At 39.3% G+C, this 25,831-nt stretch carries 21 protein-coding genes; 4 read left to right on the forward strand and 17 right to left on the reverse strand.

The genetic code is table 11. The annotated features are described in order from the left end of the window. Positions 1-27: 27 nt before the first annotated feature. From LZP85_RS18600 to LZP85_RS18640, 9 genes are all read right to left on the reverse strand, one after another. Positions 28-1,635 carry a CTP synthase gene (locus LZP85_RS18600; protein ID WP_119543812.1) on the reverse strand — a complete coding sequence of 536 codons (1,608 nt, stop codon included), beginning with the start codon at positions 1,633-1,635 and terminating at the stop codon, positions 28-30. Positions 1,636-1,994: 359 nt separating this feature from the next. After that, positions 1,995-2,543 carry a DNA-directed RNA polymerase subunit delta gene (rpoE, locus tag LZP85_RS18605; protein WP_119543813.1) on the reverse strand — a complete coding sequence of 183 codons (549 nt, stop codon included), beginning with the start codon at positions 2,541-2,543 and terminating at the stop codon, positions 1,995-1,997. Between the two features lie 210 nt (positions 2,544-2,753). Continuing rightward, positions 2,754-5,981: a fused isobutyryl-CoA mutase/GTPase IcmF gene (icmF, locus tag LZP85_RS18610; RefSeq protein WP_119543815.1), complete on the reverse strand. Its 3,228-nt coding sequence runs from the start codon at positions 5,979-5,981 to the stop codon at positions 2,754-2,756. A gap of 18 nt (positions 5,982-5,999) precedes the next feature. Continuing rightward, a complete protein-coding gene (locus LZP85_RS18615; RefSeq protein WP_119543817.1) occupies positions 6,000-6,629 on the reverse strand; it encodes a TetR/AcrR family transcriptional regulator in 630 nt (209 codons plus the stop codon). A 22-nt stretch (positions 6,630-6,651) separates the two neighbouring features. Next, on the reverse strand, positions 6,652-7,791 hold the full coding sequence (locus LZP85_RS18620) for an acyl-CoA dehydrogenase (RefSeq protein ID WP_119543819.1): 1,140 nt from the start codon (positions 7,789-7,791) through the stop codon (positions 6,652-6,654). A 16-nt stretch (positions 7,792-7,807) separates the two neighbouring features. Further along, on the reverse strand, positions 7,808-8,920 hold the full coding sequence (locus LZP85_RS18625; protein ID WP_119543821.1) for an acyl-CoA dehydrogenase family protein: 1,113 nt from the start codon (positions 8,918-8,920) through the stop codon (positions 7,808-7,810). Positions 8,921-8,931: 11 nt separating this feature from the next. Beyond that, the gene (locus LZP85_RS18630) at positions 8,932-9,786 is read right to left on the reverse strand and encodes a 3-hydroxybutyryl-CoA dehydrogenase (RefSeq protein ID WP_025908725.1); all 855 of its coding nucleotides are present in this window, start codon (positions 9,784-9,786) and stop codon (positions 8,932-8,934) included. 15 nt (positions 9,787-9,801) lie between these two features. Then, entirely contained in the window at positions 9,802-10,980 is a 1,179-nt protein-coding gene (locus LZP85_RS18635) for an acetyl-CoA C-acetyltransferase (protein WP_076512290.1), read from the reverse strand. Between the two features lie 142 nt (positions 10,981-11,122). Further along, positions 11,123-13,237 carry a 4Fe-4S dicluster domain-containing protein gene (locus tag LZP85_RS18640; protein ID WP_025908723.1) on the reverse strand — a complete coding sequence of 705 codons (2,115 nt, stop codon included), beginning with the start codon at positions 13,235-13,237 and terminating at the stop codon, positions 11,123-11,125. A gap of 191 nt (positions 13,238-13,428) precedes the next feature. Here LZP85_RS18640 and cls point away from each other — a divergent pair, with 191 nt between their 5' ends. Together cls and uvsE are read left to right on the forward strand one after the other, a co-directional pair. Beyond that, positions 13,429-14,625, forward strand: coding sequence for a cardiolipin synthase (cls, locus tag LZP85_RS18645; RefSeq protein ID WP_119543823.1), 1,197 nt, complete (start codon positions 13,429-13,431; stop codon positions 14,623-14,625). A gap of 22 nt (positions 14,626-14,647) precedes the next feature. After that, positions 14,648-15,601, forward strand: a complete 954-nt coding sequence (gene uvsE, locus LZP85_RS18650; RefSeq protein ID WP_225002383.1) for a UV DNA damage repair endonuclease UvsE — start codon at positions 14,648-14,650, stop codon at positions 15,599-15,601. 29 nt (positions 15,602-15,630) lie between these two features. Here the strand turns inward: uvsE and argS are convergent, their stop codons facing one another. The 4 genes from argS to speE form a co-directional block, all read right to left on the reverse strand. After that, positions 15,631-17,301, reverse strand: coding sequence for an arginine--tRNA ligase (gene argS / locus LZP85_RS18655; RefSeq protein WP_206783015.1), 1,671 nt, complete (start codon positions 17,299-17,301; stop codon positions 15,631-15,633). Then, positions 17,288-17,737 carry a YwiB family protein gene (locus LZP85_RS18660; protein ID WP_025908719.1) on the reverse strand — a complete coding sequence of 150 codons (450 nt, stop codon included), beginning with the start codon at positions 17,735-17,737 and terminating at the stop codon, positions 17,288-17,290. Before LZP85_RS18660 ends, argS begins: the two co-directional genes overlap by 14 nt. Before the next feature lie 157 nt (positions 17,738-17,894). After that, complete coding sequence (speB, locus tag LZP85_RS18665) at positions 17,895-18,773, reverse strand: agmatinase (protein WP_234561864.1); 879 nt, start codon at positions 18,771-18,773, stop codon at positions 17,895-17,897. Positions 18,774-18,995: 222 nt separating this feature from the next. Next, on the reverse strand, positions 18,996-19,823 hold the full coding sequence (gene speE, locus LZP85_RS18670) for a spermidine synthase (protein ID WP_025908717.1): 828 nt from the start codon (positions 19,821-19,823) through the stop codon (positions 18,996-18,998). A gap of 368 nt (positions 19,824-20,191) precedes the next feature. On the opposite strand from speE, the gene LZP85_RS18675 reads away from it, so the two are divergent. Then, positions 20,192-22,264: a transglycosylase domain-containing protein gene (locus LZP85_RS18675; protein ID WP_206833346.1), complete on the forward strand. Its 2,073-nt coding sequence runs from the start codon at positions 20,192-20,194 to the stop codon at positions 22,262-22,264. A 40-nt stretch (positions 22,265-22,304) separates the two neighbouring features. Here the strand turns inward: LZP85_RS18675 and LZP85_RS18680 are convergent, their stop codons facing one another. After that, positions 22,305-22,814 carry a YwhD family protein gene (locus LZP85_RS18680; protein ID WP_025908715.1) on the reverse strand — a complete coding sequence of 170 codons (510 nt, stop codon included), beginning with the start codon at positions 22,812-22,814 and terminating at the stop codon, positions 22,305-22,307. 18 nt (positions 22,815-22,832) lie between these two features. Continuing rightward, entirely contained in the window at positions 22,833-23,480 is a 648-nt protein-coding gene (locus tag LZP85_RS18685) for a site-2 protease family protein (RefSeq protein WP_025908714.1), read from the reverse strand. Between the two features lie 146 nt (positions 23,481-23,626). Here LZP85_RS18685 and LZP85_RS18690 point away from each other — a divergent pair, with 146 nt between their 5' ends. Further along, positions 23,627-23,812: a 2-hydroxymuconate tautomerase gene (locus tag LZP85_RS18690; protein WP_119543827.1), complete on the forward strand. Its 186-nt coding sequence runs from the start codon at positions 23,627-23,629 to the stop codon at positions 23,810-23,812. Positions 23,813-23,875: 63 nt separating this feature from the next. Here LZP85_RS18690 and LZP85_RS18695 read toward each other — a convergent pair whose 3' ends face one another. Further along, positions 23,876-24,391 (reverse strand): YwgA family protein, encoded by a 516-nt coding sequence (locus tag LZP85_RS18695; RefSeq protein WP_061785338.1) that lies wholly within the window; start codon positions 24,389-24,391, stop codon positions 23,876-23,878. A gap of 29 nt (positions 24,392-24,420) precedes the next feature. After that, entirely contained in the window at positions 24,421-25,722 is a 1,302-nt protein-coding gene (locus tag LZP85_RS18700; RefSeq protein WP_206783016.1) for an HD domain-containing protein, read from the reverse strand. Between the last annotated feature and the right edge of the window lie 109 nt (positions 25,723-25,831).

The following is a 25,831-nucleotide window of genomic DNA, read 5'->3' on the forward strand; positions in this document are numbered from 1 at the left end:
CTGTCACAGCGTCTTTTTTGTTACTTTTTATTGTTGTTGTCCTAATTCAATTGATGCACGAATAAATTCTCTAAATAGAGGTTGTGGACGATTTGGACGAGACGTGAACTCTGGGTGGAATTGAGCTGCTAAGAACCATGGATGGTCTTTTAACTCAACGATTTCCACTAAACGACCGTCTGGGCTTGTACCTGAGAAGATAAAGCCTTTCTTCTCCATCTCTTGACGATATTCGTTGTTGAACTCGTAACGGTGACGATGGCGCTCGTAAACAACTTCATCTTGGTATGCTTGATGAGCTAATGTACCTTCTGTTAACTTACAAGGATACAATCCTAAGCGAAGTGTTCCACCTAAATCTTCAACATCCTTTTGTTCTGGTAATAGGTCAATGATTGGATAGTTTGTGCTTGGAGCAATTTCAGCAGAGTGCGCTCCGTCTAAACCTAATACGTTGCGAGCAAACTCTACAGATGCAAGTTGCATACCTAAGCAAATACCTAAGAATGGAACTTTTTGCTCACGAGCATATTGAGTAGCTACAATCTTACCTTCGATACCGCGGTCACCAAATCCACCTGGTACTAAGATACCGTCAACATTACCTAATAGTTCACTTACGTTTTCTTGCGTAACCTGCTCTGAGTTAACCCATTGAATGTTTACATCTGCATCAAATGCATAACCAGCATGGCGCATTGCTTCAACAACTGAGATGTAAGCATCTTGAAGCTCTACATATTTACCAACAAGAGCAATTTTCGTTGTTTTAGATAAGCCTTTTACTTTAGCTACAAGCTCTTTCCACTCCGTCATATCGGCTTCTTTACAATCTAATTTTAAGTGATCGCACGTGATTTGATCTAAGTGCTGGTCTTGTAGCGATAGTGGAATTTCGTATAATGTCTCCGCATCTGCACATTCAATAACTGCTTTTTTATCGATATCACAGAATAGAGCTAGCTTTTCTTTCATATCTTCAGAAATTGGCATTTCTGTACGTACAACAATAACGTTTGGTTGAATTCCTAAACTACGAAGTTCTTTAACGCTATGCTGTGTTGGCTTTGTTTTCATCTCGCCTGCAGCCTTTAAGTATGGCACTAATGTACAATGAATGTACATTACATTATCGCGACCGATATCGCTTTTAATTTGACGAATAGCTTCTAAGAATGGCAGAGATTCGATATCTCCTACCGTTCCTCCGATTTCCGTAATAACAACGTCTGCGTTTGTCTCTTTACCTGCACGGAATACTTTTTCTTTAATTTCATTTGTAATATGAGGGATTACCTGAACTGTTCCACCTAAGTAGTCACCGCGACGCTCTTTTTTCAATACAGTTGAGTAAACTTTCCCTGTTGTTACGTTACTATAGCGATTTAAGTTAATATCGATAAAACGCTCATAGTGCCCTAAATCTAAATCTGTTTCTGCACCATCATCCGTAACGAATACTTCACCATGTTGGTATGGGCTCATTGTTCCTGGGTCTACGTTAATGTATGGATCGAACTTTTGAATAGTTACGTTTAATCCACGATTTTTTAATAGTCTACCTAGAGAAGCAGCAGTGATCCCTTTCCCCAAAGAAGATACAACGCCACCTGTTACGAAAATATATTTTGTCATTTGGTCTTCCCCCTCTAAATTTGTTAAAGTGTACAATACTAAAAGTTTTTACATAAACAATCACAATTCATTCATCATCATGCATGAAATTATTAAAAGCATTATTGGGAATGCTTATTGAAGAAGAATAAGAATTCAACTGTTCAGTACGAAAAAGCAAAAACTCGACCGCAAGATGAGCCTGTATGGTTTCTAGCTCCAAGGTGCCAAGTTTTAAAAAAAAAATTGCTCCCAATGCCATAACAGGATTGGGAGCAATGTTCTATATAATATGTTTAAACTTCTTAAATACTCGTTTAAAGAGCCCAAAAAAGATTCTACATATTTCAATGACAAAAGTCAAGAACCATTATGATAGATTATTTTTCATCCTCATACTCAAGGTCTTCTTCGGCTTCTTCATCTGCTTCTTCTTCATCTAGATCTTCATCTAAATCGTCAAAGTCTTCTTCCTCTTCTTCAATAACATCTTCTTCATCTAAATCTTCAAAATCACCGTCATCTTCTTCTTCAGCTAATTCATCAAGATCATCGAAATCTAGATCTTCTTCTTCTAAATCATCAAAATCATCTAGCTCGTCTACAACAGCTTTTTTCGCTTTCTTCTTCTTCGGCTTAGCTGCTGGCACAATATCTTCTTCTGCCTGATCAAAAGGATACCAACCCCTTAACCCCCAATAGTTTTCACCAACCGTTAGGAATCGACCATCGATATTAATATCTGTATAGAACTGAGCAATTCTTGATTTTAATTCTGTATCTGACATCTCTGTTGCTTTTACGATTTCATCAATAATTTCTTGAAATGAAATAGCTTGACGGTCTGTTTTCTCACTTAACAGCGCATACGCAATTTCGATCATTGACATCTCTTTTAATTCTTCTTTTGAGTATTTTTCTAAACTCAAAGGTGACACGCCCTTTCTATGTATATCTAAAATCTATTAAATCAATTCATCATAAGTTCAAATGATGGACACGAATAAATACATACCATTCATTATAAACAAATTCAATACATTTATGCTAGCCTCGATTCTAAAAATCTCTTGGAAATTGCAAAATGAAACAGAAACTACTAGCGCCATATGGCTAATAGTTTCTGTTTCTAAACCGATTTACATATTTCGACGATACTGTCCACCACATTTATAAAGCGCCTGTGTAATTTCACCCAAACTTGCAAACTGGACGGTATTCATGAGCTCTGCGAAAATGTTTTCTCCGTTGTTGGCAGCTTTTTTTAACCTTTCAAGCGCTGGCTTTACATTGTCAGCATGTTTTTCTTGAAACGCTTTTAGCTGCTCAATTTGATAGTTCTTTTCTTCCCAAGATGCACGAGCAAGCTGCATATCATTAACACTTGTATCACCTTGCTCATTGGGATTACGGTACGTATTTACTCCAACGATTGGTAAAGAACCATTATGCTTTCTCATTTCATATTCCATTGACTCATCTTGAATTTTGCCACGCTGATATTGTAGCTCCATAGCACCTAACACTCCACCTCGTGTGTTGATACGTTCAAACTCTTGTAAAACCGCTTCCTCTACTAAATCTGTTAACTCTTCTACAATAAAAGAGCCTTGAAGCGGGTTTTCATTCTTTGTCAATCCATTTTCTTTCGTAATAATTAATTGAATAGCCATCGCACGGCGCACTGACTCTTCCGTAGGTGTTGTAATAGCTTCATCATACGCGTTCGTGTGCAGAGAATTACAATTATCGTGAAGAGCCATTAATGCCTGTAATGTTGTACGAATGTCGTTAAACTGAATCTCTTGAGCATGAAGTGAGCGACCAGACGTTTGTACATGGTACTTTAACTTTTGACTCCGTTCGTTTGCTCCATATTTATCACGCATAACAATAGCCCAAATACGACGAGCTACGCGACCAATTACCGTATATTCTGGATCAAGTCCATTGCTGAAAAAGAAGGAAAGATTCGGTGCAAAATCATTAATATTCATGCCGCGACTTAAGTAGTACTCGACATACGTAAATCCGTTAGCAAGCGTAAACGCAAGTTGAGAAATTGGATTAGCTCCTGCCTCTGCAATATGATAGCCAGAAATAGATACAGAATAGTAGTTACGCACATGATGCTTCGTAAAATACTCTTGGATATCCCCCATCATCTTCAACGCAAACTCTGTAGAGAAAATGCATGTATTCTGCCCTTGATCTTCTTTTAAAATATCTGCTTGGACAGTTCCTCTAACTGTACTTAACGCCTTGCTTTTCACCGTTTCATATTCTTCTAGACTCAGCTGGCGCTTTAGTTCTGTCTCCCTTTTATTCACTTGCTGAGCAATCGCTACGTTCATGAACATCGCTAATATAATAGGAGCCGGCCCGTTAATGGTCATGGAAACAGATGTAGAAGGTGCACATAAATCAAAGCCTTCATACAACTTTTTCATATCATCTAATGTACATACGCTAACGCCACTTTCACCAATTTTACCGAAAATATCAGGCCGTTCCGCTGGATTTTCACCGTATAGCGTCACGGAATCAAAAGCCGTGCTTAAACGCTTCGCATCATCATCTTTGGACAAATAATGAAAGCGACGGTTCGTTCTTTCTGGTGTGCCTTCTCCGGCAAATTGTCGTTTCGGGTCTTCACCTTTTCGCTTAAATGGAAAAACTCCTGCTGTAAATGGAAATTCACCTGGAACGTTCTCTCGGTATAACCAATGTAAGATATCTCCATCATCTCGAAATGTAGGCAACGCTACCTTTGGAATTTTTAACCCTGACAATGTCTCAATTTGTAAATCTGTTTTGATTTCTTTTCCTCGCACATATGTCCTTAAGATGGGCTGACGATAATCATTCTTTAATTCTGCCCACCTTTCTAACTTCTCTTTTGATTCTTTGGATAGCTGATTTTCATAGTTTTGCAAGAGCCCCTTCAGTTCATGCTGACTGTCTTTATGTTTGACCTTATTGATAACGTCTTTTACTTGCTGAGTTTTATGCGCAAAATCCCCTTGCTGTTTTGCATAGTTATGGTAATCTCGCACTGTATTTACAATCTCCTGTAAATACTGCTGTTTATCTGGAGGAATAATGGTATGTGACTGTTTTTCATCTGTAGATAGGGTTGGCTTAAGCTGAATATTGAACTGTTGATTAATCGTACGAATCAACTCATTATATAAATGATTTGTTCCTGGGTCGTTAAATTGACTTGCAATTGTGCCATAAACAGGCATATCACCTAGTGAGTCTTCAAAACGTTCATGGTTGCGCTGGTATTGCTTTTGAACTTGGCGCTTCGCATCTTCAGACCCTTTTTTCTCAAATTTATTAATAACAACAAAATCGGCATAATCAAGCATCTCAATCTTTTCAAGCTGCGATGGGGCACCAAACTCACTCGTCATGACGTACATGGATACGTTGGCCAGATTTTTAATTTCCGCATCCGCTTGCCCAATACCACTCGTTTCGACAATAACCATGTCGAAACCAGCTGCCGTTACAATATCAACTGCATCTTTAATAGCTGCTGATAGCTCATGTTTAGAAGAACGTGTTGCCAAGCTTCTCATATAAACTCGATTGGATGAAACGCTGTTCATTCGAATTCGATCTCCTAACAGCGCTCCTCCTGTTTTTTGCTTGGTTGGATCAATTGATAATACGGCAATATGAAGGGACTCATCTTCTTCTAAAAAGCGACGAATTAATTCGTCCGTTAAAGAACTTTTACCAGCTCCTCCTGTTCCTGTTATACCTAGAACAGGAATATTGGACGCCTGTTTTAAATCTCTTTTAATAGCTTCTAGGGTTGCCGCTTGTTCTTGCATAGCCCCATTTAAAAGCGCGTTCTCAACCACTGTAATATACTGAGCAATGGCTTGATGGTTGATTTTTTCCAATTGATCGACCGAAGGTATTTCAGGCAAAACTATCTTCTGGCACTCATCTACCATATATTGAATCATGCCTTGCAGCCCCATTAAGCGTCCATCCTCTGGAGAGAAAATTTTAGCAATTCCGTAATGGTGAAGCTCTTCTCTTTCGCTTGGAATGATAACCCCACCACCTCCTCCATAAATACGAATGTGGGAAGCACCTTTCTCTTTTAGCAAATCATACATATATTTAAAGTACTCGACGTGACCTCCTTGGTATGACGAAACAGCAATTCCCTGAACATCCTCCTGTATGGCCGCGCTCACAATCTCTTCAACAGATCGGTTATGGCCTAAGTGAATGACTTCCACTCCTAACGATTGCAAAATACGCCTCATGATATTAATGGACGCATCATGGCCATCGAATAAGCTAGCCGCCGTTACAAAACGTACTCTTTTCTTTTGCTCCATTATAATAATGCCTCCCCATTAAACAGATTGGACTGAAAAATCTTTTAGCAAAAACTTCAGCTGTATGTTTGTGTATTCTTCCAGCGTATAGTGTTGCTGCAGCCACCAACGTCTAAATGCCCACATCTGCCCCTGGACAAAAATATGATGGGATAGCAGCTTTATCTCTTTGTCATCTAGAAGGAATTGCTCGCTTTGGATGCAACCACGGATTAATGCCTCAAACATGCCCACCATCTCAAGCTCTTTCTTTAATACATAAGGAAGAGCATCCTTTGATAATGATTTTGCTTCTTGGTACATAACAAGGACTTCATCTTGAAGTTCGTTAATAACCTTAAAATAATGCGTAATTGCCTTTTCTAAGCATTGAACCGTATAGCCTTCAAGGTGCATCTCTTCTTCTAAGCGCTCTCTTACCTCTTCATAAATGCTGTCGCAAACTAAATAAAGAACATCTTCTTTTGACTGGATGTATTCATAAAGCGTACCGATACTAAAACCTGATGATTTTGCGATTTCTCTCGTGGTCGTTCGATGAAAACCTTTTTCTTTAAAAAGACTAACTGCGCCTTTCACCATCTGCGTCCGTCTTTCTTCAATTAACCGCTCATCCTTAATAGAGGTAAGCACTTCCCTTTTGCTCATTAACATCCACCTTCTCCGCTCTTTATTTTGAAAGGTAACGAGAAATAACTAAACGCTGAATCTCTTGAGTCCCTTCATAAATTTGGGTAATCTTCGCATCACGCATATATCGCTCAACTGGATAATCCTTTGTATATCCGTATCCACCAAATACTTGAACAGCTTCTGTCGTGACTTTCATAGCAGTATCGCCTGCATAGAGTTTCGACATGGCTGATTCTTTTCCGTAAGGTAGCCCCTCTCCCTCTAGCCAAGCTGCTTGATACGTCAATAAGCGTGATGCCTCAATACTGGTTGCCATATCAGCTAACTTAAACGCAATTCCCTGCTGTGCAATAATTGGTTTACCAAACTGGTGACGCTCTTTTGCGTACGCAACTGCTGCGTCTAGAGCTCCTTGAGCAATCCCTACCGCTTGAGCAGCAATACCGTTTCGACCACCATCCAACGTCATCATGGCAATTTTAAAGCCGTCTCCTTCCTTACCCAGTAGGTTCTCTTTTGGCACTCGGCAGTTCTCAAAAATAATTTCCGTTGTGGGCGATGAACGAATGCCTAGCTTCTTTTCTTTCTTTCCAACAGAGAATCCTTCCATATCCTTCTCCACAATGAATGCGCTCGTTCCTTTTTGTTTTTCTTCTGGATTTGTGCGGGCAAATACGACATAAATATCCGCTTCTCCACCGTTTGTAATAAAGATTTTCGAGCCATTTAATACATAGAAATCGCCTTCTTTTACAGCGGTCGTTTTCATGCCTCCCGCATCAGATCCTGCACTCGACTCAGTAAGTCCGTAAGCACCTATTTTTTCTCCTTGCGCCATGGGCTTTAAGTACTTATGCTTTTGCTCTTCGCTCCCGAACTTAAAGATTGGCCACCCAGCAAGAGATGTATGGGCTGACAGTGTCACCCCTGTTGATGCACATACGCGTGATAGCTCCTCAACAGCTATGCAATACGCTAAATAGTCACTTCCAATTCCCCCATACTCTTCAGGCCACGGAATGCCAGTTAATCCCAACTCACTCATCTTTCGAAAAATCTCTCGGTCAAAACGCTCTTCTTCATCTCGCTCTTCAGCTGTAGGTCCTACCTCATTCCTAGCAAAATCTCGAACCATTTTACGAATCATTTCATGCTCTTCTGATAGTTTAAAATACATGTTAAACTCCCCCAGTTTATAAAGATTTACTGATTACGATACGCTGAATTTCACTTGTTCCCTCATAAATTTCACATACCTTTGCATCTCGGAATAAACGTTCTACAACATTTCCTTGTATCACTGCTCCAACTCCAATAAGTTGAATGGCTTCCGTCGTAAGATTCATTGCAGCTTGCGAAGCAAAAAGCTTTGCCATTGAAGCTTGTTTTGTACACTTCATGCCTTGCTGATATAAATAAGCTGCGCGATAAACGAGTAGCCGAGCTGCTTCCACTTGAGTTTCCATATCAGCAAGCTTTCCTTGTTGAAGAATACTCTCCTTTTCTTCCGTGAATACTATATTTTTGTTCGCTTCATAAAGGGCTCCTTCTGCAATTCCCAGGGACTGCGCTGCAATGCCAATTCTCCCTGCATCTAAGTTGGCCATCGCAATCTTAAAGCCCTCTCCCTCATTCCCAAGGCGATTAGAAACTGGTACTTTCATATTTTCAAAGTGCAACTGCACAGTACGAGATCCATGCAAGCCCATCTTCTTTTCATCTTTTCCAACGTGAAACCCAACCATATTTTTCTCTATAATAAAAGCCGTGATTCCTTTGGAACCTAAGCTGCTGTTAGTTTTTGCAAACATAATGTACGTATCTGCTTCTCCGCCGTTTGTAATAAAAACTTTGGAACCGTTTACAATATAGTGGTTTCCTTGTTTCTCAGCATTTGTTTTTAGACTAGATGCATCAGATCCTGCATTTGGTTCGGTTAAAGCAAAAGCGCCTAAATATATTCCTTGGGATAATTTCGTGACATACTTCTGCTTTTGTTCATCCGTTCCAAAACGAAGGATTGGATTAGTACCAACGGACGTATGAACGGATAAAATAACGCCTAAAGCAGGGCTTACTTTGGATATTTCATGAATTGCCATGGTATATGAAATAAAATCGAGCTCTTGACCACCGTAAACCTTTGGAATGGGAATCCCAAGTAGGCCTGCATCTCCCATTACTTTTAAGGTCTCTTTTGGAAACTCTCCGTTTTCCATTTTTGGAACCACTTTTATCACTTCATCCGCAACAAATTTACGAATGAGGTGTTGAAAGCTGAGCTGTTTATCCGTAAAAGCAAGCATCTCACCACTCCTTACTTGTCATATGTAAAAAAGCCACGGCCTACTTTCTTTCCTAGCCAACCTGCTTTTACATATTTTCTTAGCAACGGACACGGTCGATATTTATCGTCTCCAAATCCTTTGTGAAGTGTTTCCATAATAAATAGACAGGTATCTAAGCCAATAAAATCAGCTAGCGTCAGCGGCCCCATTGGATGGCGCATGCCAAGCTTCATCACTGCATCAATATCTTCTTTCCTTGCAACACCTTCATATAACGTATAAATGGCTTCATTAACCATCGGCATCAAAATTCGGTTTGATACAAATCCAGGAAAATCTTCTACTTCTACGGGAACTTTATTTAAGCGCTCAGACGTTTCGTGAATCACTTTATACACTTCATCGCTTGTAGCTAACCCTCGAATAATTTCAACTAACTTCATCACAGGTACTGGGTTCATAAAATGCATTCCAATGACTTGTTGAGGTCGGCTCGTTGCGGCTGCAATTTCTGTAATAGGCAGTGAAGATGTATTGGTAGCCAAGATTGTATGAGGTGGCATAAGTTGATCTAGCTCTTTGAAGAGTGATTGCTTAACCTCCATTTTCTCCACGACGGCTTCCACTACTAAATCCACTTGCGCTGCATTAGAAAGGGACGAAATTGGATAAAGCCTATTCATAACTTCATCCTTTTCAACTTTTGTCATAGCTGCTTTTTCTACTTGACGATTTAATTGCTTATCGATAAATGCGATTCCTTTTTTGATCTGTTCTTCTGACATATCGTAAAGTGAAACGTGGTAATTTGACGTCATAAAAACTTGAGCAATTCCTAGTCCCATTTGTCCTGCTCCGATTACAAGTACGTTCTTAATATCCATGGCCTTCTCCCCTTTTTAATGTACTTCTACCATCACAGCGTCCCCTTGGCCACCGCCACTACAAATTGCCGCAATTCCTAAGCCACCCCCACGGCGCTTTAGTTCGTGAATAAGAGTAACTAGAATCCTCGCTCCGCTTGCTCCAATTGGATGGCCAAGTGCGATAGCTCCTCCGTTTACGTTCACTTTATCAGCGGGTAAGTTAGCTACCTGCATACTCATAAGCGCTACGGCTGCAAAAGCCTCATTAATCTCAAATAAATCAATATCTTGAACGGTTTTATTGCAACGCTTTAACAACTTCTCTATTACTAACCCTGGCGTAATAGGGAAGTTTTGTGGCTCAACAGCTAATGATGTATGACCTACAATTGTTGCGATTTGTTGATAACCATTTTTCTTTGCTTCTTCTTCGTCCATTACAAGTAGAGCTGCTGCGCCATCATTTACACCAGGTGCGTTTCCCGCAGTAATTGTTCCATCATGATTGAATACTGGTCGCAGTGTGCTAAGTCTCTCATATGAAGTATCATGACGAGGCCCTTCATCTTGCTTAACTACTTCTGTTCCTTTACGCGTCTTTACATCAATGGCCACAAGCTCATCCTGCCACTTCCCCTCTTTCTCGGCTTGAACGGCCAGCTGATGACTACGCAATGCCCATTCATCTTGCTTTTCCCGGGAAATATTCAGTTCACTTGCCAATCGATTTCCGTAAGTCCCCATATGAACTCCTGTAAAGCTACATGTTAAGCCATCATGAATCATCAAATCTTTCGCTTGGCCATCTCCCATTCGAAAGCCCCATCTTGCTTTTGGTAACAGATATGGTGCATTGCTCATAGACTCCATTCCTCCGGCCACAACCGCTGAAGCTTCTCCTAAACGAATATACTGATCTGCTAACATCACGCTTCTCATTCCTGATGCACATACTTTGTTAATGGTTTCTGTTTGCACACTCCAAGGTAAACCAGCATGATGCAACGCTTGACGAGATGGCAATTGTCCTTGCCCCCCTTGAAGCACACAGCCCATAATAACCGAATCAATGTTTTCCGCTTCTACACCAGCATGCTGAACCGCGGATTTTATAGCGTGGCCACCGAGCTCTGAGGCAGTTAGTGAGCTTAAAGCTCCTCCTAATTTACCAAAAGGCGTACGCACAGCACTGACAATGACAGATCTCCTCATCTATAACTCCCCCTTTTCCTATTGAACGTTTGCTCAACTTGATGACAAACAAAATCTCTATCTCTTACAAGGTTGTAGCCCCCGTGCTTTTAGTAGCATTTGGGGGCTTTAAACCTTCAACCTTCTGTAATAAACTCCCTTATCATACAGGTTGTTTTGCTTCGTTTATGCCAAAAATTGATTTTTCTAAGAGCTCTGCTACATCATATGTTCCTACTTTTTCTTCAACTTCTTTCGCTTTTGTACCATCGCTAATCATCGTTAAACAGTACGGACAGCCAGAGCTAATAATGCCTGGGTTTACTTCCAGGGCTTGTTCTGTACGCGCGACGTTGATTCGTTGACCAGAGGTCTCTTCTGCCCACATGAGCCCTCCTCCTGCACCACAACACATTCCACTTTCACGATTTCGAGCCATCTCAACCATTTTCACTCCTGGAATTGCTTTTAAAATTTCACGCGGCGGGTCATATACTTCGTTATATCTGCCTAAATAGCAGGAATCATGAAACGTAACGGTTTCTTCAATTGGAAAGTTGGGCTTTAACTTTCCTTCTTTCACAAGCTGTGCTAAAAGCTCCGTATGATGATACACTTCTGCTTCTAACCCAAAGTCTGGATATTCATTTTTGAAAATGTTATATGCATGAGGATCAATCGTGACAATCTTTTTCACTTCGTTCTTTTCAAATTCCTCAATGTTCTTAGAAGCTAACTCTTGGAATAAGAACTCGTTTCCTAATCGACGCGGCGTATCTCCAGAGTTTTTCTCTTTGTTTCCTAAGATAGCAAACTTAACTCCTGCTTCATTTAGCAGTTTTGCAAAAGCAAGCGCAATCTTTTGACTTCGATTATCGTAAGCTCCCATCGAACCGACCCAAAATAAATATTCAAATTCTTCTCCACTCTTCTTCATTTCTTTAACCGTCGGTACATGAATATCTTCTCGCATTTCTCTCCAAGTTTCTTTTTCTTTACGATTTAATCCCCATGGATTTCCTTGACGCTCGATGTTCGTCATCGCTCTTTGAGCATCTGGATCCATTTTCCCTTCTGTTAAAACTAAAAAGCGACGAAGATCAATGATTTTATCCACATGTTCGTTCATTACTGGACACTGATCTTCACAATTACGACAGGTCGTACACGCCCAAATCTCTTCCTCTGTAATGACTTCTCCTATTAAAGACGGGTTGTATTCCAAAGTAGCTGCTACTTCGCTGCTGCTTTGGCTTGCTCCCATGACCGCAAGCTGGTTTCCTTTTGTATTGGCAAAAGCATACGTAGGCACCCAAGGCGCTCTGGACGTTACGACAGCACCCTTTTCAGTCAAGTGATCGCGTAGTTTCAAAATTAAATCCATCGGTGAAAGCATTTTCCCTGTTCCAGTCGCTGGACACATGTTTGTACATCGTCCACACTCTACGCATGCATATAAGTCGATGAGTTGGTTTTGTGTAAAATCTTCAATTTTCCCTACACCAAATGTTTCTTGAGACTCGTCTTCAAAATCGATTTTCTCTAACTTCCCTGGCTTAGAAACGCGATTGAAAAACACGTTCGCTGGACCTGCAATTAAATGGGCATGCTTAGACTGCGGTACGTAAACTAAAAATGCTAATAAAACAAGTAAGTGAATCCACCATGCTACATAGAAGATGACAATAGATGCGGTTTCGCCAATTCCATTCAAAAGAAAGGCAACGGATGATGCAATTGGCTCAGTCCACGCTAAGTCATGGTTGTGCCAGATTAGTGACATCCCATTTCCAATTAGTACTGAAAGCATTAAGCTACCGATAAACAAAAGAACCAAACCTGATTTAAACCCTCTTTTTAATCGAACAAGCTTTTCAACATAACGGCGGTGAAAAGCCCATATAACCGCAACTAAAATCAAGACAGTTATAATTTCTTGAAAGAATGTAAAGCCTGGATATAGCGGACCTAATGGCAGATGCGCTCCAGGAACTAACCCCTTTAAAATAAAATCAATCGCACCGAACTGAACTAGAATAAATCCGTAGAAAAAGAGAACGTGGATGATTCCACTTTTCTTATCTTTTAATAATTTTTTTTGGCCAAAAACATTTACCCATACTTTGTTCAGTCTTTCTTTTAGTTTTTGATCAAACTCCACTTTCTTACCTAATTGGATGTACATTAACCTCGTTCGAATTAAGTAAATAAACAACGACCCTGCGTAAGCGGTTACAATTAGAAATAAAATTAAATTGGCCCACAATAAAGCTGACACATAATTCCCTCCTTCTCCCTGATGAAAATTTAGAAAATAATGAACTTTTCTTCATTTTATATAATGAATGAACATTCAGTCAACATGTTTTCTTTCTTTTTTGTTCATATTCTATTTAAACGAGGTGAAACTAAGAACAGAAATCAGATGATTATCGTGAATTATTCGGTTGATGGAGGGTGGGAAAGGAAATGTTGGCTACTGTAATTATTTTAATCGTTATTTTGATTGTCGCATGGTTTGCCATTGATTTAGGTGTTGGCAAAAAGGAACTCATGCAAAAAGAGCGTACATTTCCAATGCGTCAAGCATCTCTCAAACTTTTCACTGATGGAACGAAGTTTTACAATGACTTGTTTAAATCAATCGAACAAGCAAAACATTCCATTCACATTTCTTTTTATATTGTCAAAAACGATGAGGTTAGCAAAAAATTTGTGGATCTTCTCTGCGAAAAGGCAAATCAGCAAGTTGACGTTCGGCTACTCGTTGACCGCATCGGTAGCATAAAGCTCAATCGGAAGATGAGAAAACACCTTCTGGCTTGCGGAGTGAAGTTTTCATTTAGTCGTCGGCTAAAATTCCCTTATTTATTTTATACAATAAACGCAAGGAATCATCGAAAAATGACTATTATCGACCAGTCCATCGGCTACATTGGAGGGTTTAATATTGGCCAAGAATATTTAGGCTTAGATCCCACATTAGGGACGTGGAAAGATTATCACTTAAAAGTAACGGGAGAAGCAGTAAATGATTTGCAAACGCAGTTTTTAAGAGATTGGAGCTCATCTATGAACGATGAAGAGCAGCACGAAGAGGTAATTGACAGACAAATAAAAGACCCCTCTATGCAAATCGTGCAATTCCGCTCAACGGAAGGTGTTTCCTTAGAAGATCATTTCTTGCACATCATCAATGAAGCAAAAAATGAACTTTGTATTGGAACTCCTTATTTTATCCCAACAGAATCTTTAATGGCGGCTATTTTAGAAGCGCGTAAACGAGGCGTAACGGTGTATATCCTTATCCCAATGAGAGCAGATCACCCACTCGTTCGCGATGCAGCCTTCTCTTATCTTCCTGCTTTAGTCGAAGCGGGGTGCCAGATTCATCAATTTTATTATGGTTTCTATCACGGAAAAGTGATGATTGCTGATGAGCGAATTTGTGATGTGGGAACTGCTAACTTTGATAAAAGAAGCTTGTTTTTAAACGGAGAAATCAATTGCTTTATCTTTGACCCTGTTTTTATTAAGCATGTAAAAGAAACGTTCCACACCTGTTTACACGACTGTCCTCTTCTTTCTTTATCTGATATAAAAAAGCGGACTTGGTTTGATAAATTTAAACAAGGGGTAGCTACGTTTATATCCCCACTTTTATAGCTATGAAAAGGAGTTAACAGACATGAATATCAGATTTGGCTATGTTTCCCACGCTTTGTCCTTGTGGGACTGCTCACCTGCAAAAACGTTAACGTTTGCACGCTGGAGTAAACTCTCAAAAGAGGAACGCATAGAGAAGTTATATGAAGTTACGCAACAGAACTTGTACCATACAAAACGAGCTTTACATTATAACATTGCACATGAAATCATGCTTTACCGTCTTTCTTCTTCCCTTGTTCCTTTAGCTACTCATCCTGAAGTCGCATGGGATTTTGTAACACCTTTTCAACAAGAATGGAAAGAACTTGGTCACTTAGTAAAGTCTCATCATCTACGGGTAAGCTTTCATCCTAACCAGTTCACTTTGTTTACGAGTGATAAGCCGCAGATTACTGACAATGCTGTTTTAGATATGAACTATCACTATCAAATGCTAGAAGCAATGGATGTGGTAGATGGATCGTTAATTAACATTCATGTTGGTGGAGCTTACGGAGATAAGGTTAAGGCCTTGGAGCGTTTTCAACAAAACTTAAAGAAGCTTCCAATGCATATTAAAAAGCAGATGACGCTTGAAAACGATGATAAAACCTACACAACAGAAGAAACGTTAGAAGTTTGTGAAAAAGAGCAAATTCCGCTTGTATTTGACTTTCACCACCATCAAGCAAACTTGGGAACACAGCCTCTTGAAGATTTACTACCACGGATTTTTGAAACCTGGAAGCATGTAAATATCAGACCTAAGGTACATATCTCTTCACCAAAGTCCGAAAAAGCATTTCGCAGTCATGCTGATTACGTATCTTCTGAGTTTGTGAAGCCTTTTTTCCAACTAGCCAAAGAGCTGAATCAAAATTTTGATGTGATGATTGAAGCGAAACTAAAAGACCAAGCACTATTAAAGCTTGTAGAGGACTTATCCAAAATTCGCGGTGTAAAAAGAATTGGTGGAGCTACGCTAAAGATATAAAAAAACCCCCTTTGAAAGGGGATCTTTTATTACATTTTTTCAGGAGCCGAAACACCAATTAATTTCAATGCATTTTGTAGAGTAACCTGCACTGCTTTGATAAGCTCTAAGCGTGCTTTACTTGTTTCGATATTATCTGTGTCAATAACTTTATCTGCGTTGTAGAAGCTGTGGAACGTTGATGCTAAGTCAAAGATATAGTTTGTAATGCGGTGAGGAATGCGTTTTGTTGCCGCTTCAGAAACAGCTTGTGGAAACTCACCAATTTTCTTTAGTAGGTCCATTTCTTTCTCAGACTGAATTAGCGTATACTCTACGTTTCCTTTTGTTAATGCTTCAATTTCAGCACCTTGCTTTAAGATACTGCAAATACGAGCATGTGCATATTGTGCATAATATACCGGATTTTCGTTGGATTGAGAAACTGCTAAGTCTAAGTCGAAGTCTAAGTGCGTGTCTCCACTTCTCATTGCAAAGAAGTAGCGAGTTGCGTCTAAGCCAACCTCTTCTACAAGGTCACGCATCGTTACAGCTTTACCTGTACGCTTACTCATCTTCATCTTTTCACCGTTTTGATACAGCTGAACCATTTGAATAATTTCAACTTCTAGCGTATCTTTTCCATAACCAAGGGCTTGGATTGCAGCTTTCATACGCGGAATGTAACCGTGGTGGTCAGCACCCCAAATGTTGATTAACTTGTCAAAGCCACGCTGAATTTTGTCTTGGTGATAAGCGATATCCGGCGTTAAGTAAGTAAATGAACCATCGTTTTTAATTAATACTCGGTCTTTATCATCACCAAATGTTGTTGAACGGAACCATGTTGCTCCTTCTTCTTCATAAACGTGACCTTGTTGCTTTAACGTATCAAGCGCAACTTGAATTTTATCGTTTTTATATAGAGATGTCTCAGAGTACCATACATCGAATTTTACACGAAATTGCTCTAAATCACGCTTCAATTTTTCCAACTCATAATCTAATCCGTACTGGCGGAAAAACTCAAAGCGCTCTTTTTCATCAGCTTTTGCATACTGATCTCCATACTTTTCAGCTAACTCTTTACCAATGTTGATAATATCTTCACCATGGTAGCCATCGGCAGGCATTTCTTTGTCCATACCTAAAGCCTGCATATAACGCGCTTCCACTGAGTACGCTAAGTTGTTAATTTGGTTACCAGCATCATTGATATAATATTCACGAGATACATCATAACCTGCCTTAGCAAGAACATTACATAAAGAATCTCCTACAGCTGCGCCGCGAGCATGCCCTAAATGTAAATCTCCTGTTGGGTTTGCTGATACAAACTCAACCTGAACTTTTTCACCGTTTCCAACGTTTGATTCACCATAAGCTTCTCCTGCTTTTAAGATGGTTGGAATTAATTCTGTTAAATATGAGTTGTTCATGTAAAAGTTAATAAATCCAGGGCCCGCAATTTCAATTTTTTCAATTGAAGCTTTTGATTTATCAAACTGTGCTACTAGCTCTTCTGCAATAGCGCGAGGTGCTTTTTTTGCAATTCGTGCAAGTTGCATCGCCATATTTGTAGAATAATCACCGTGGGCTTTATCTTTTGGTACTTCTAACACGACTTCTGGTAGCTGATCTTTTGTTGCTAACTCAGCTTTTACAACTGCATCTTGAATCTCAGCTTTTAACTTACTTTGCACTTGTTCAACAATGTTCATGTTCTTCCTCCTTGAATGTTATCGTTACAGCGTACTTCCCTACCGATTGACCTTGCAATGTCAAATCGTACGTAAAAAAGAGATGACCTCTTTTTTGGAGCTTTTTATATTCAATGTTATGAGCATATGTCATCATATCCATACGGCCATAAGGACTCATATACGTTCCTTCAAGCTTAACTTTTTTACGAAAAGACTGCTTCATTTTTACGGCACCGGTACGGTTAATCGTTACTTCATCCTCTTTAATCTTCAGTAACGTTTTAATATCCCCTACTTCTTCTTGATGCTCCGTATACGTTAAATAAACGACTTCGTCTTTTTTATAATACGTTCCTTGAGCCTCAACCGCCGTTGTTTCCTTCATGTGTCCGTCTCGAATGTCCGTCACAATCTTAATTGCGATTGGCTTTTTAATCGTTGAAGCGTTATTCATCTCAAGACACTTCCTTAATTTTTACGAATACTTTATAACTTAAATAGTATAAACATTCCGAGACAAGAATTCAATAATACTTCAAGTTTTCGCTCATCTTGTAAAAAAAGAGTAGGCCACATTTCTATCAATGCAACCTACTCTTCTATATATTTGTTTAGCGCTTTTGAACCCAACCTAAAATCATTTCACGAATAAGCTTACTAGCTGTATTGGCCGTTTGCTCAGAGGAATCATAGATTGGGGCAACTTCTACTAAGTCTGCACCCACAACGCGGATATCTGATTTAGCAATCTCATGAATAGATGCTAATAGCTCTTTTGATGTTATGCCCCCCGCATCTACTGTACCTGTACCTGGGGCATGGGCTGGATCTAACACATCGATATCAATCGTTACATAAACTGGACGGCCCGCTAGCTTAGGTAAGATTTCTTTTAAAGGTTCTAATACTTCAAATTTAGAAATATGCATGCCGTTCTCTTTCGCCCATACAAATTCTTCTTTCATACCTGAACGAATACCAAATGAATAAACGTTGCTTGGCCCAATATGCTCGGCAATTTTACGAATTGGTGTGGAGTGAGACAAAGGTTCACCTTCATACTCTTCACGTAAATCCGTATGCGCATCCATATGAATGATAGCAAGATCCGGATATTTCTTATACATCGCTTTCATAACTGGCCATGAAACCAAGTGCTCGCCACCCATTCCAAGCGGAAACTTATCGGCTGCTAATAGCTCATCGATATAGCCCTCAATCATGTCGATGCTTCGCTGTGCATTTCCAAAAGGAAGTGGAATATCACCAGCATCAAAATATTTTACTTCTTCAAGCTCACGATCTAAATATGCGCTATATTCTTCTAACCCAATTGATACTTCGCGAATACGAGTTGGACCAAAGCGAGACCCCGGTCGGTAGCTTACTGTCCAATCCATTGGCATACCGTATAGTACGACTTCGCTTTCTTCAAAGCTAGGGTGACTTTTTATAAATACATTACCTGAATATGCTTCATCAAAACGCATGAGAATGCCTCCTTGTCATAAAAACAAGACGCCAAGCCTTTTGACTGACATCTTGTCTATAGTTTGTACTTTATCCGAGCTTAACTGGCAGTAAGGCTTCCGCTTCCAAGCTCAGGGAAAATCGCTGGAAGATAAGCAGAGGGCTACACTGTCCTTAAAAGCCCGATTGGTTGCACTAACAATGAGCGGGAGATGAAGCCTCCCACCAATTGAAGCTTCACCTTATTTTACTAAATCTGCTACAAACTTCGGTAAAGCAAATGCTGCTTTATGAAGCTCTTTCGTGTAATACTTTGTTTCGATATCAATAAAGCGATCTTCACTAACCTCTAGTGGATCATGCTTCTTAGAACCGATTGTGAACGTCCACAGACCACTTGGATACGTTGGAATGTTTGCTATATAAAGACGAGTAATCGGGAAAATTTCTTTTACATCACGCTGTACGTTTGTAATTAACTCTGGAGTAAACCAAGGGTTGTCCGTTTGAGCTACAAAAATTCCGTCTTCTTTTAACGCTTTTGAAATCCCAGCGTAGAAGCCTTTTGTAAATAAATTCACCGCTGGACCTACTGGCTCAGTTGAATCAACCATAATAACATCATATTCATTTTCGCTTTCTGCGATATGCATAAAGCCGTCGCCGACCTTTACCTCAACGCGCTCATTCTCCAATTCACCAGCAATCTCCGGTAAATACTTCTTAGAGTATTCAATAACTTTTCCATCAATTTCAACTAGCGTCGCTTTCTTTACGCTAGGATGCTTTAATACTTCACGGATTACGCCACCATCTCCGCCGCCTACTACTAAGACATTTTCAGGATTGGGATGTGTAAATAATGGCACGTGTGCCACCATTTCATGATAAACAAACTCATCTTTTTGAGTTGTCATTACCATTCCATCAAGAACTAGCATGTTACCAAACTCTTCTGTTTCAATCATGTCTAGCTTTTGAAACTCAGTTTGTTCTGTATGTAAAGTGCGCTTAATTTTCGCCGTAATTCCGAAATTCTTCGTTTGTTTCTCAGTAAACCATAATTCCATTTAAACTCTTCCCTTCTATTTTGAGAATTTAGCCTATGCATAGATTACCCTAACATAATTTATACAAACATGAAAAAAAGTATAGATGAATTTAAGTGAAAAGCAAAGGTTTTTTTTAGACTTCTAGGTTTAAAAGAGCTTTTTCTTTTTCATACTAAACTATATATTCCTTTAAATTGCTATAACCTCATTTCAAAAGTCTATATTTACCTAAATTACCTATATAAACCTACACATTAAAAGGCTTAAATAAATGGATCTAGCTCGTAAAAAAATCTTTTGATAATAAAAAGACTGTATCAATCTGGGTACCCTTTAAAACGTAACTTTTTTAGGAAACGAAGGAGTTAACTCATGAGGTGATGACAATGGAAACTGTATTAATTGAACACTTTAAGAAAGCTAGACGTCTTTTTCGCATTCTACTTGTTCTTGCACTTTTATGTACTGTATGTATTGGGATTGCTTATATCAGTATATTTTTATATGCAAAAATCGCTGGTCCACCTACGCTAACTGTCCCGCAAACCGCTATTTTCTATTCCAGCAATGGCAAAGTATTAGACGAATTACACAACGGTCAAAAACGCTATTGGGTCCCTCTAGAAAGCGTATCTGACAATATTAAAGAAGCTACATTAGCAGTTGAAGACAAGCGGTTTTATGATCATAACGGCTTTGATATTAAACGTATTGGCGGGGCAATTGTTGCCGATATTAAAGCAATGAGTAAGGTACAAGGTGCTAGCACAATTACGCAGCAGTACGCACGAAATCTTTTTTTAGAACACGATAAAACATGGACAAGAAAATTCCAAGAAGCGCTTTATACCATTCGCCTGGAATTTAATTATGACAAGGATAAAATTTTTGAAGGTTATTTAAATACCATTTACTATGGACACGGCGCCTATGGAGTTGAGGCTGCTTCAAAAACGTATTTTAATAAAAAAGCAAAGGACTTAACGCTAAGTGAAGCTAGTATGCTAGCTGGGATTCCGAAAGGGCCTACTTACTATTCTCCTCTTCTTCATGAAGAAAATGCAAAAGAGCGTCAGCGCATCATCTTAAACTTACTTGTTGACCAAGGAAAAATTTCACAAAAAGATGCGGATAAAGCATTTGTAACACCTTTGTTCTATGCAAAAAAAGCACAAGATGAAGCAAACGCAAAGAAACAAGATGCGTCTTACTTCATGAGTGCAGCTTTATCTCAGTTAACGAATGAATTGGGAATTACAGAAGCAATGATCCATTCAAATGGCTTACGCATTTACACAACGCTTGATATTGACGTGCAAAAGAAAGCAGAAGAAGCAATGAATACCGTTATGAATAAAGATTCTGATATTCAAACAGCATTTGTCGCAATGGATCCAAAAACAGGTGCAGTTAAAGCGCTCATTGGCGGTAGAGATTATAAGAAAAGCCCATTTAACAGAGCAACTCAAGCTGTGCGCCAGCCGGGCTCTACGATGAAGCCATTCTTATATTATGCTGCTTTAGCAGACGGCTTTACGGAATCTACCGCGATGCAAAGTGAAGAGACAACCTTCACGTTAGATGATGGGGTTTCAACATATAAACCCAGTAACTATAACAGCTACTATGCAAACAATCCCATTACACTAGCACAGGCTATTGCGCTGTCAGATAACATCTATGCTGTTAAAACACATTTATTTATCGGGGAGCACCGATTGGTCGAAACGGCTAAGTCATTAGGAGTTTCTACTCCACTGAAGCAGGTACCGTCCCTTGCTCTTGGAACATCACCTGTTCGCGTGATTGATATGGTCAATGCATATGGCATTTTTGCAAACGGTGGAAAAGAAATTTCACCAACATTCATTAAGCGCATTGAAACAGCTGATGGAGACATGGTGTATGAAGCACCTCAAGAAAAGAAACAAATTGTTGACAAGCGATTAGCATTTCTAACAACGCATTTGATGACAGGCATGTTCCAAAAAGAATTAAACGGCTATACAACAGTAACTGGAAAGCCAATTCTAAAATACTTGTCAAGAGATTATGCTGGTAAATCTGGTACTACGCCGACAGATAGCTGGATGATTGGCTACACCCCTCAGCTTGTATCAGGTGTTTGGGTAGGCTATGACCAAGGCAAACAGATTGAGCGTGTTGAAGAAAAAGCTTATGCAAAAAAAATGTGGGCATTGTTTATGGAAGATGCGCTTGAAGGAAAAAAGAAACAAGCATTCAAAGCACCAAAAGGGTTAGTCAGCGTAAATATTAACCCCGAAACGGGGGATATCGCAACAAAGTCCTGTTCGAAAAAATATAAAGCATACTATTTAACAGGTACCCAACCGACTACGTATTGTCGCGATAAAGGCGTTTCTGAAGAGAAAAACCAGGCGCCACAGAAGCAGAAAGAACAAGATGGATTCTTTCATCGCCTCCGCGATTGGTTTTAAAAAGGAGAGGCCCTCAGTCTAAGCTGAGGGCCTCTCCTTTTTATGATAAAGCTTCTTTTAGTTCATCACTAGAACGTTCCCATATTTCCTTATCATGAGCAGATAGAAAATCTTTTAAGATTGCTTTTGACTTATTATCCATTTCGTCTACCATAATGCGACGCTTCATAGATTTATCCATCTTATTTACATGCTCTGGAAGCGACTTATAACCGCGGCGAATTTCACGATCTACGGTCATTTCACATGCCGTTACGCCAGCATAATAAGGGCCTGCTGGATTGCGGTCAATGGTTACCCAGACAAGCCAATAGAGCTTGCCGTTAGGAACTTCGTCTTTGTTGGATAAAAACTTAATTCCCTTTTCAACCACGCTTCGAGCATGCATCGCACCGATATCAACAAAAGCTTCTTCGTCTGATGGGCATACAAAAACAGGTGAAATATTTTCTAAGCTTAGCGCACCAACCCCAAAGCCTCCATGTCCATCTGTTGAATCATTCTTAATAATATTAAATCCAATATTCTTCTTTTTTTTCGGTTGATCCATTGTTAAAACGCTCCTTACTTAAGTTAATAAAGGTCCCAGAAGTTGTTGAAATAGCTCAACAAAAAATGGGATTCCAATGTCATATATAGGGGCAATGATATAGCGATCGAGCGGTGTAATAATTAACACTAAAAATAACAAGATTCCCCACGACTCATACTGCGTCATTTTTGCTCGCACTGTGTTTGGAACAAGATCTTCTACGATACGGTAGCCATCGAGCGGCGGAAATGGCAGCAAATTAAATAAAAATAAAACAATATTAATGGTGATAAACATATTAAAAAACTTATATAGTGGATCTATATAACCAGCAAACTGCAAAATCAAAAACCAACCAAGAACCCCTAAAAATGCAAGGAATAAGTTACTAAGCGGCCCTGCAATTGAAACCAATACGCCAGCTAGACGGGGATTCTTAAAGAAAAAGCGATTAACTGGTACAGGCTTAGCCCATCCAAATCCCACTACCAGTAGGAGAATTGTTCCTAGTGGATCTAAATGTGAAAGAGGCGATAGTGTCAAACGCCCTTGTTTCTTTGCCGTCTCGTCTCCAAACTTGTATGCAACAAAAGCATGGGCAAATTCATGTAGCGTAAATGCGATAATTAGCGTAATAGCAACGTACGGAATATATTCAAGCGGAAAAGCTAAAAATTGATTCACTCGCTCTCTCCTTTATAATCATTCTGAATTACAATAATACATCGAGTATACTATAATTTAATTATTTCATCATTAGATGAGGGTGTATTTTTCAATGTAAAAGGACTACACTGAAGAAGACACTGAAGAAAAGGAGTGAAATTAGTATGCCATATGTAACAGTAAAAATGCTTGAAGGTCGCACTGAAGATCAAAAAAAAGCCCTTGTTGAAAAAGTAACGGCTGCTGTATCTGAAACAACAGGTGCCCCTTCTGAAAAGATTGCGGTTTTTATTGAAGAAATGTCAAAAAACCACTATGCAGTAAACGGTAAACGCTTAAGCGACCAATAAACTACATATCGTTTATTCATTGAACAAAGCCCTCTGAACGGATGCAGAGGGCTTTGCTTTGTATTAGTGAACACGGTCAAACGTCACTGCTTTTAAATTTTCAATATATGCATATGCTTGTTCAATATCTTCTTCTGTATAGTTCTGTTTACTCTTTAACGTAAACACTTTTTCACTCACTTCTTCTTTCGATAACCCATCAAAGTATAAAATCGTTGAGACAAGCTCTAAAAATTTTGAAGACTGGTTGTTCATATCCGTCATGACTTCCTCTAGGTGGGGTAACTCTAGCTCATAATGGCTTAAGAATTCATTTCCAGCCTGAGTTAGCGCGTATCGGTACTGCATGTAGCCACCCTTATTTTCTTTCAATTCCTGCAAGAAGCCTAGATTACACAATTCTTCTACTCGAAGGGTAAGCTCTTCTGAATATGGACCAAAAAAATGGAAATTATAGCGTTCATAAAAAGGAAACTCTAGCTTTTTTCCAATAAAAATCATTTTTTGGAGCTTTTTTCTCCCTACAATTTCTCCTGCTGCTGAGAACACTTTAATAATCTTCGCGTGATCATTTAACACAGCCCCTTCAACTCCTATACTATTTAACTCTAATTACTTTTTAATAGCTGTAAAATTTGGTCTTTCACTTTTCTTTTTGACGATAGCTGGTCAATTAAATCTTGTGGAAAATAAAGTTTGTGATCCGTTCGTTTTTTCCCCGAAATCGATTCAACAATTTCAGACTGTCGCGATAGCTCCCTTACTTCATCATTTGGCATCAACAAATGGATTGGCAAGCGTTCTTCTTCTTCACCTGGACGATAAAAGTCGTACGGTAAGTCACTGGATGAATCAACAACTAAATAATAATCAGGGTCAATTCCAGCTTTTTTAAATAATGTTGTTAGCTCCATCCACATCTTCATTTGAAGGTTTGGATTGAACTCAATGTATTTAAATAGGTTACGGTTCATAAATCTGCGACATAAATCTGCTAAAATATTATCTTCTTCATCTTGCCAAGCCTGAAAATAAAACATGACAACAGACTCGTCCAGCCTTAAGTACTCTTCGAGCGATATTTCATCTTTAAAAATAGAGTAAAAATGAACAGGCGGCTGGCGAAACTCATAGGATTTTTGATGAAGTTCTTTCGCACGATGTAGAATTTTAGTTAAGATAACTTCTGCACTACGAGTTACAGGGTGAAAATAAATCTGCCAATACATTTGGTAGCGACTCATGATGTAATCCTCAACTGCATGCATACCGCTATGCTTAATGACAGCTTGATCTTCTTGTGGACGCATTACGCGCAGGATACGCTCCATATCGAAGTGTCCATAGCTCACCCCCGTATAATAGGCATCACGCTGTAAATAATCCATTCGATCGGCGTCGATTTGGCTTGAAATCAAGCTTACAACCAGCTTATTTTTATACGTTTTTGCAATAACCTCTGCTACTTTTTTCGGAAAATCTGCTCCAGCTTTTTTCAATACACGGTTTACTTCTGTATTCCCCAAAATAATCGCTTGAGTAAACTCTTCATGATCAAGGTGAAATACTTTTTCAAAAGAATGAGAGAATGGACCATGCCCTAAATCGTGTAGAAGCGCTGCGCATAAACAAAGAAGTCGTTCATCATCGTCCCATTCTGGACGATTTCGAAACACATCATCAATGATTCGGCGAACAATCTCATATACTCCTAGAGAGTGATTAAAACGACTATGTTCGGCACCGTGAAACGTTAAATAGGTTGTTCCAAGCTGGCGAATTCGACGTAAACGCTGAAATTCAGATGTACCGATCAGCTCCCAAATCAATCGGTCTCGTACGTGGATGTAGCGATGTACAGGGTCTTTAAATACTTTTTCTTCACTAAGTTTTTCATTTAGATATGCCATTTACATACCTCTCTATCTTGACGTTGTTAGTATGTCTTCTTCGACAAGGTGTTTAAAAATTCCTAGTCAGAATAAAAAATCACCTTTTGCTTAGAACAAAGGTGATTTT

This window comes from Priestia flexa, from assembly GCF_021441905.1.
In the GTDB taxonomy this organism is placed as follows: Bacteria; Bacillota; Bacilli; order Bacillales; family Bacillaceae_H; genus Priestia; species Priestia flexa.

Excerpts from the sequence above, each read along its gene's own strand:
- LZP85_RS18600 (WP_119543812.1), bottom strand. The coding sequence starts at position 1,635 with ATGACAAAATATATTTTCGTAACAGGTGGCGTTGTATCTTCTTTGGGG.
- icmF (WP_119543815.1), bottom strand. The coding sequence starts at position 5,981 with ATGGAGCAAAAGAAAAGAGTACGTTTTGTAACGGCGGCTAGCTTATTC.
- LZP85_RS18615 (WP_119543817.1), bottom strand. The coding sequence starts at position 6,629 with ATGAGCAAAAGGGAAGTGCTTACCTCTATTAAGGATGAGCGGTTAATT.
- LZP85_RS18620 (WP_119543819.1), bottom strand. The coding sequence starts at position 7,791 with ATGTATTTTAAACTATCAGAAGAGCATGAAATGATTCGTAAAATGGTT.
- LZP85_RS18625 (WP_119543821.1), bottom strand. The coding sequence starts at position 8,920 with ATGCTTGCTTTTACGGATAAACAGCTCAGCTTTCAACACCTCATTCGT.
- LZP85_RS18630 (WP_025908725.1), bottom strand. The coding sequence starts at position 9,786 with ATGGATATTAAGAACGTACTTGTAATCGGAGCAGGACAAATGGGACTA.
- LZP85_RS18635 (WP_076512290.1), bottom strand. The coding sequence starts at position 10,980 with ATGAGGAGATCTGTCATTGTCAGTGCTGTGCGTACGCCTTTTGGTAAA.
- cls (WP_119543823.1), top strand. The coding sequence starts at position 13,429 with ATGTTGGCTACTGTAATTATTTTAATCGTTATTTTGATTGTCGCATGG.
- uvsE (WP_225002383.1), top strand. The coding sequence starts at position 14,648 with ATGAATATCAGATTTGGCTATGTTTCCCACGCTTTGTCCTTGTGGGAC.
- argS (WP_206783015.1), bottom strand. The coding sequence starts at position 17,301 with ATGAACATTGTTGAACAAGTGCAAAGTAAGTTAAAAGCTGAGATTCAA.
- LZP85_RS18660 (WP_025908719.1), bottom strand. The coding sequence starts at position 17,737 with ATGAATAACGCTTCAACGATTAAAAAGCCAATCGCAATTAAGATTGTG.
- speB (WP_234561864.1), bottom strand. The coding sequence starts at position 18,773 with ATGCGTTTTGATGAAGCATATTCAGGTAATGTATTTATAAAAAGTCAC.
- speE (WP_025908717.1), bottom strand. The coding sequence starts at position 19,823 with ATGGAATTATGGTTTACTGAGAAACAAACGAAGAATTTCGGAATTACG.
- LZP85_RS18675 (WP_206833346.1), top strand. The coding sequence starts at position 20,192 with ATGGAAACTGTATTAATTGAACACTTTAAGAAAGCTAGACGTCTTTTT.
- LZP85_RS18680 (WP_025908715.1), bottom strand. The coding sequence starts at position 22,814 with ATGGATCAACCGAAAAAAAAGAAGAATATTGGATTTAATATTATTAAG.
- LZP85_RS18690 (WP_119543827.1), top strand. The coding sequence starts at position 23,627 with ATGCCATATGTAACAGTAAAAATGCTTGAAGGTCGCACTGAAGATCAA.
- LZP85_RS18700 (WP_206783016.1), bottom strand. The coding sequence starts at position 25,722 with ATGGCATATCTAAATGAAAAACTTAGTGAAGAAAAAGTATTTAAAGAC.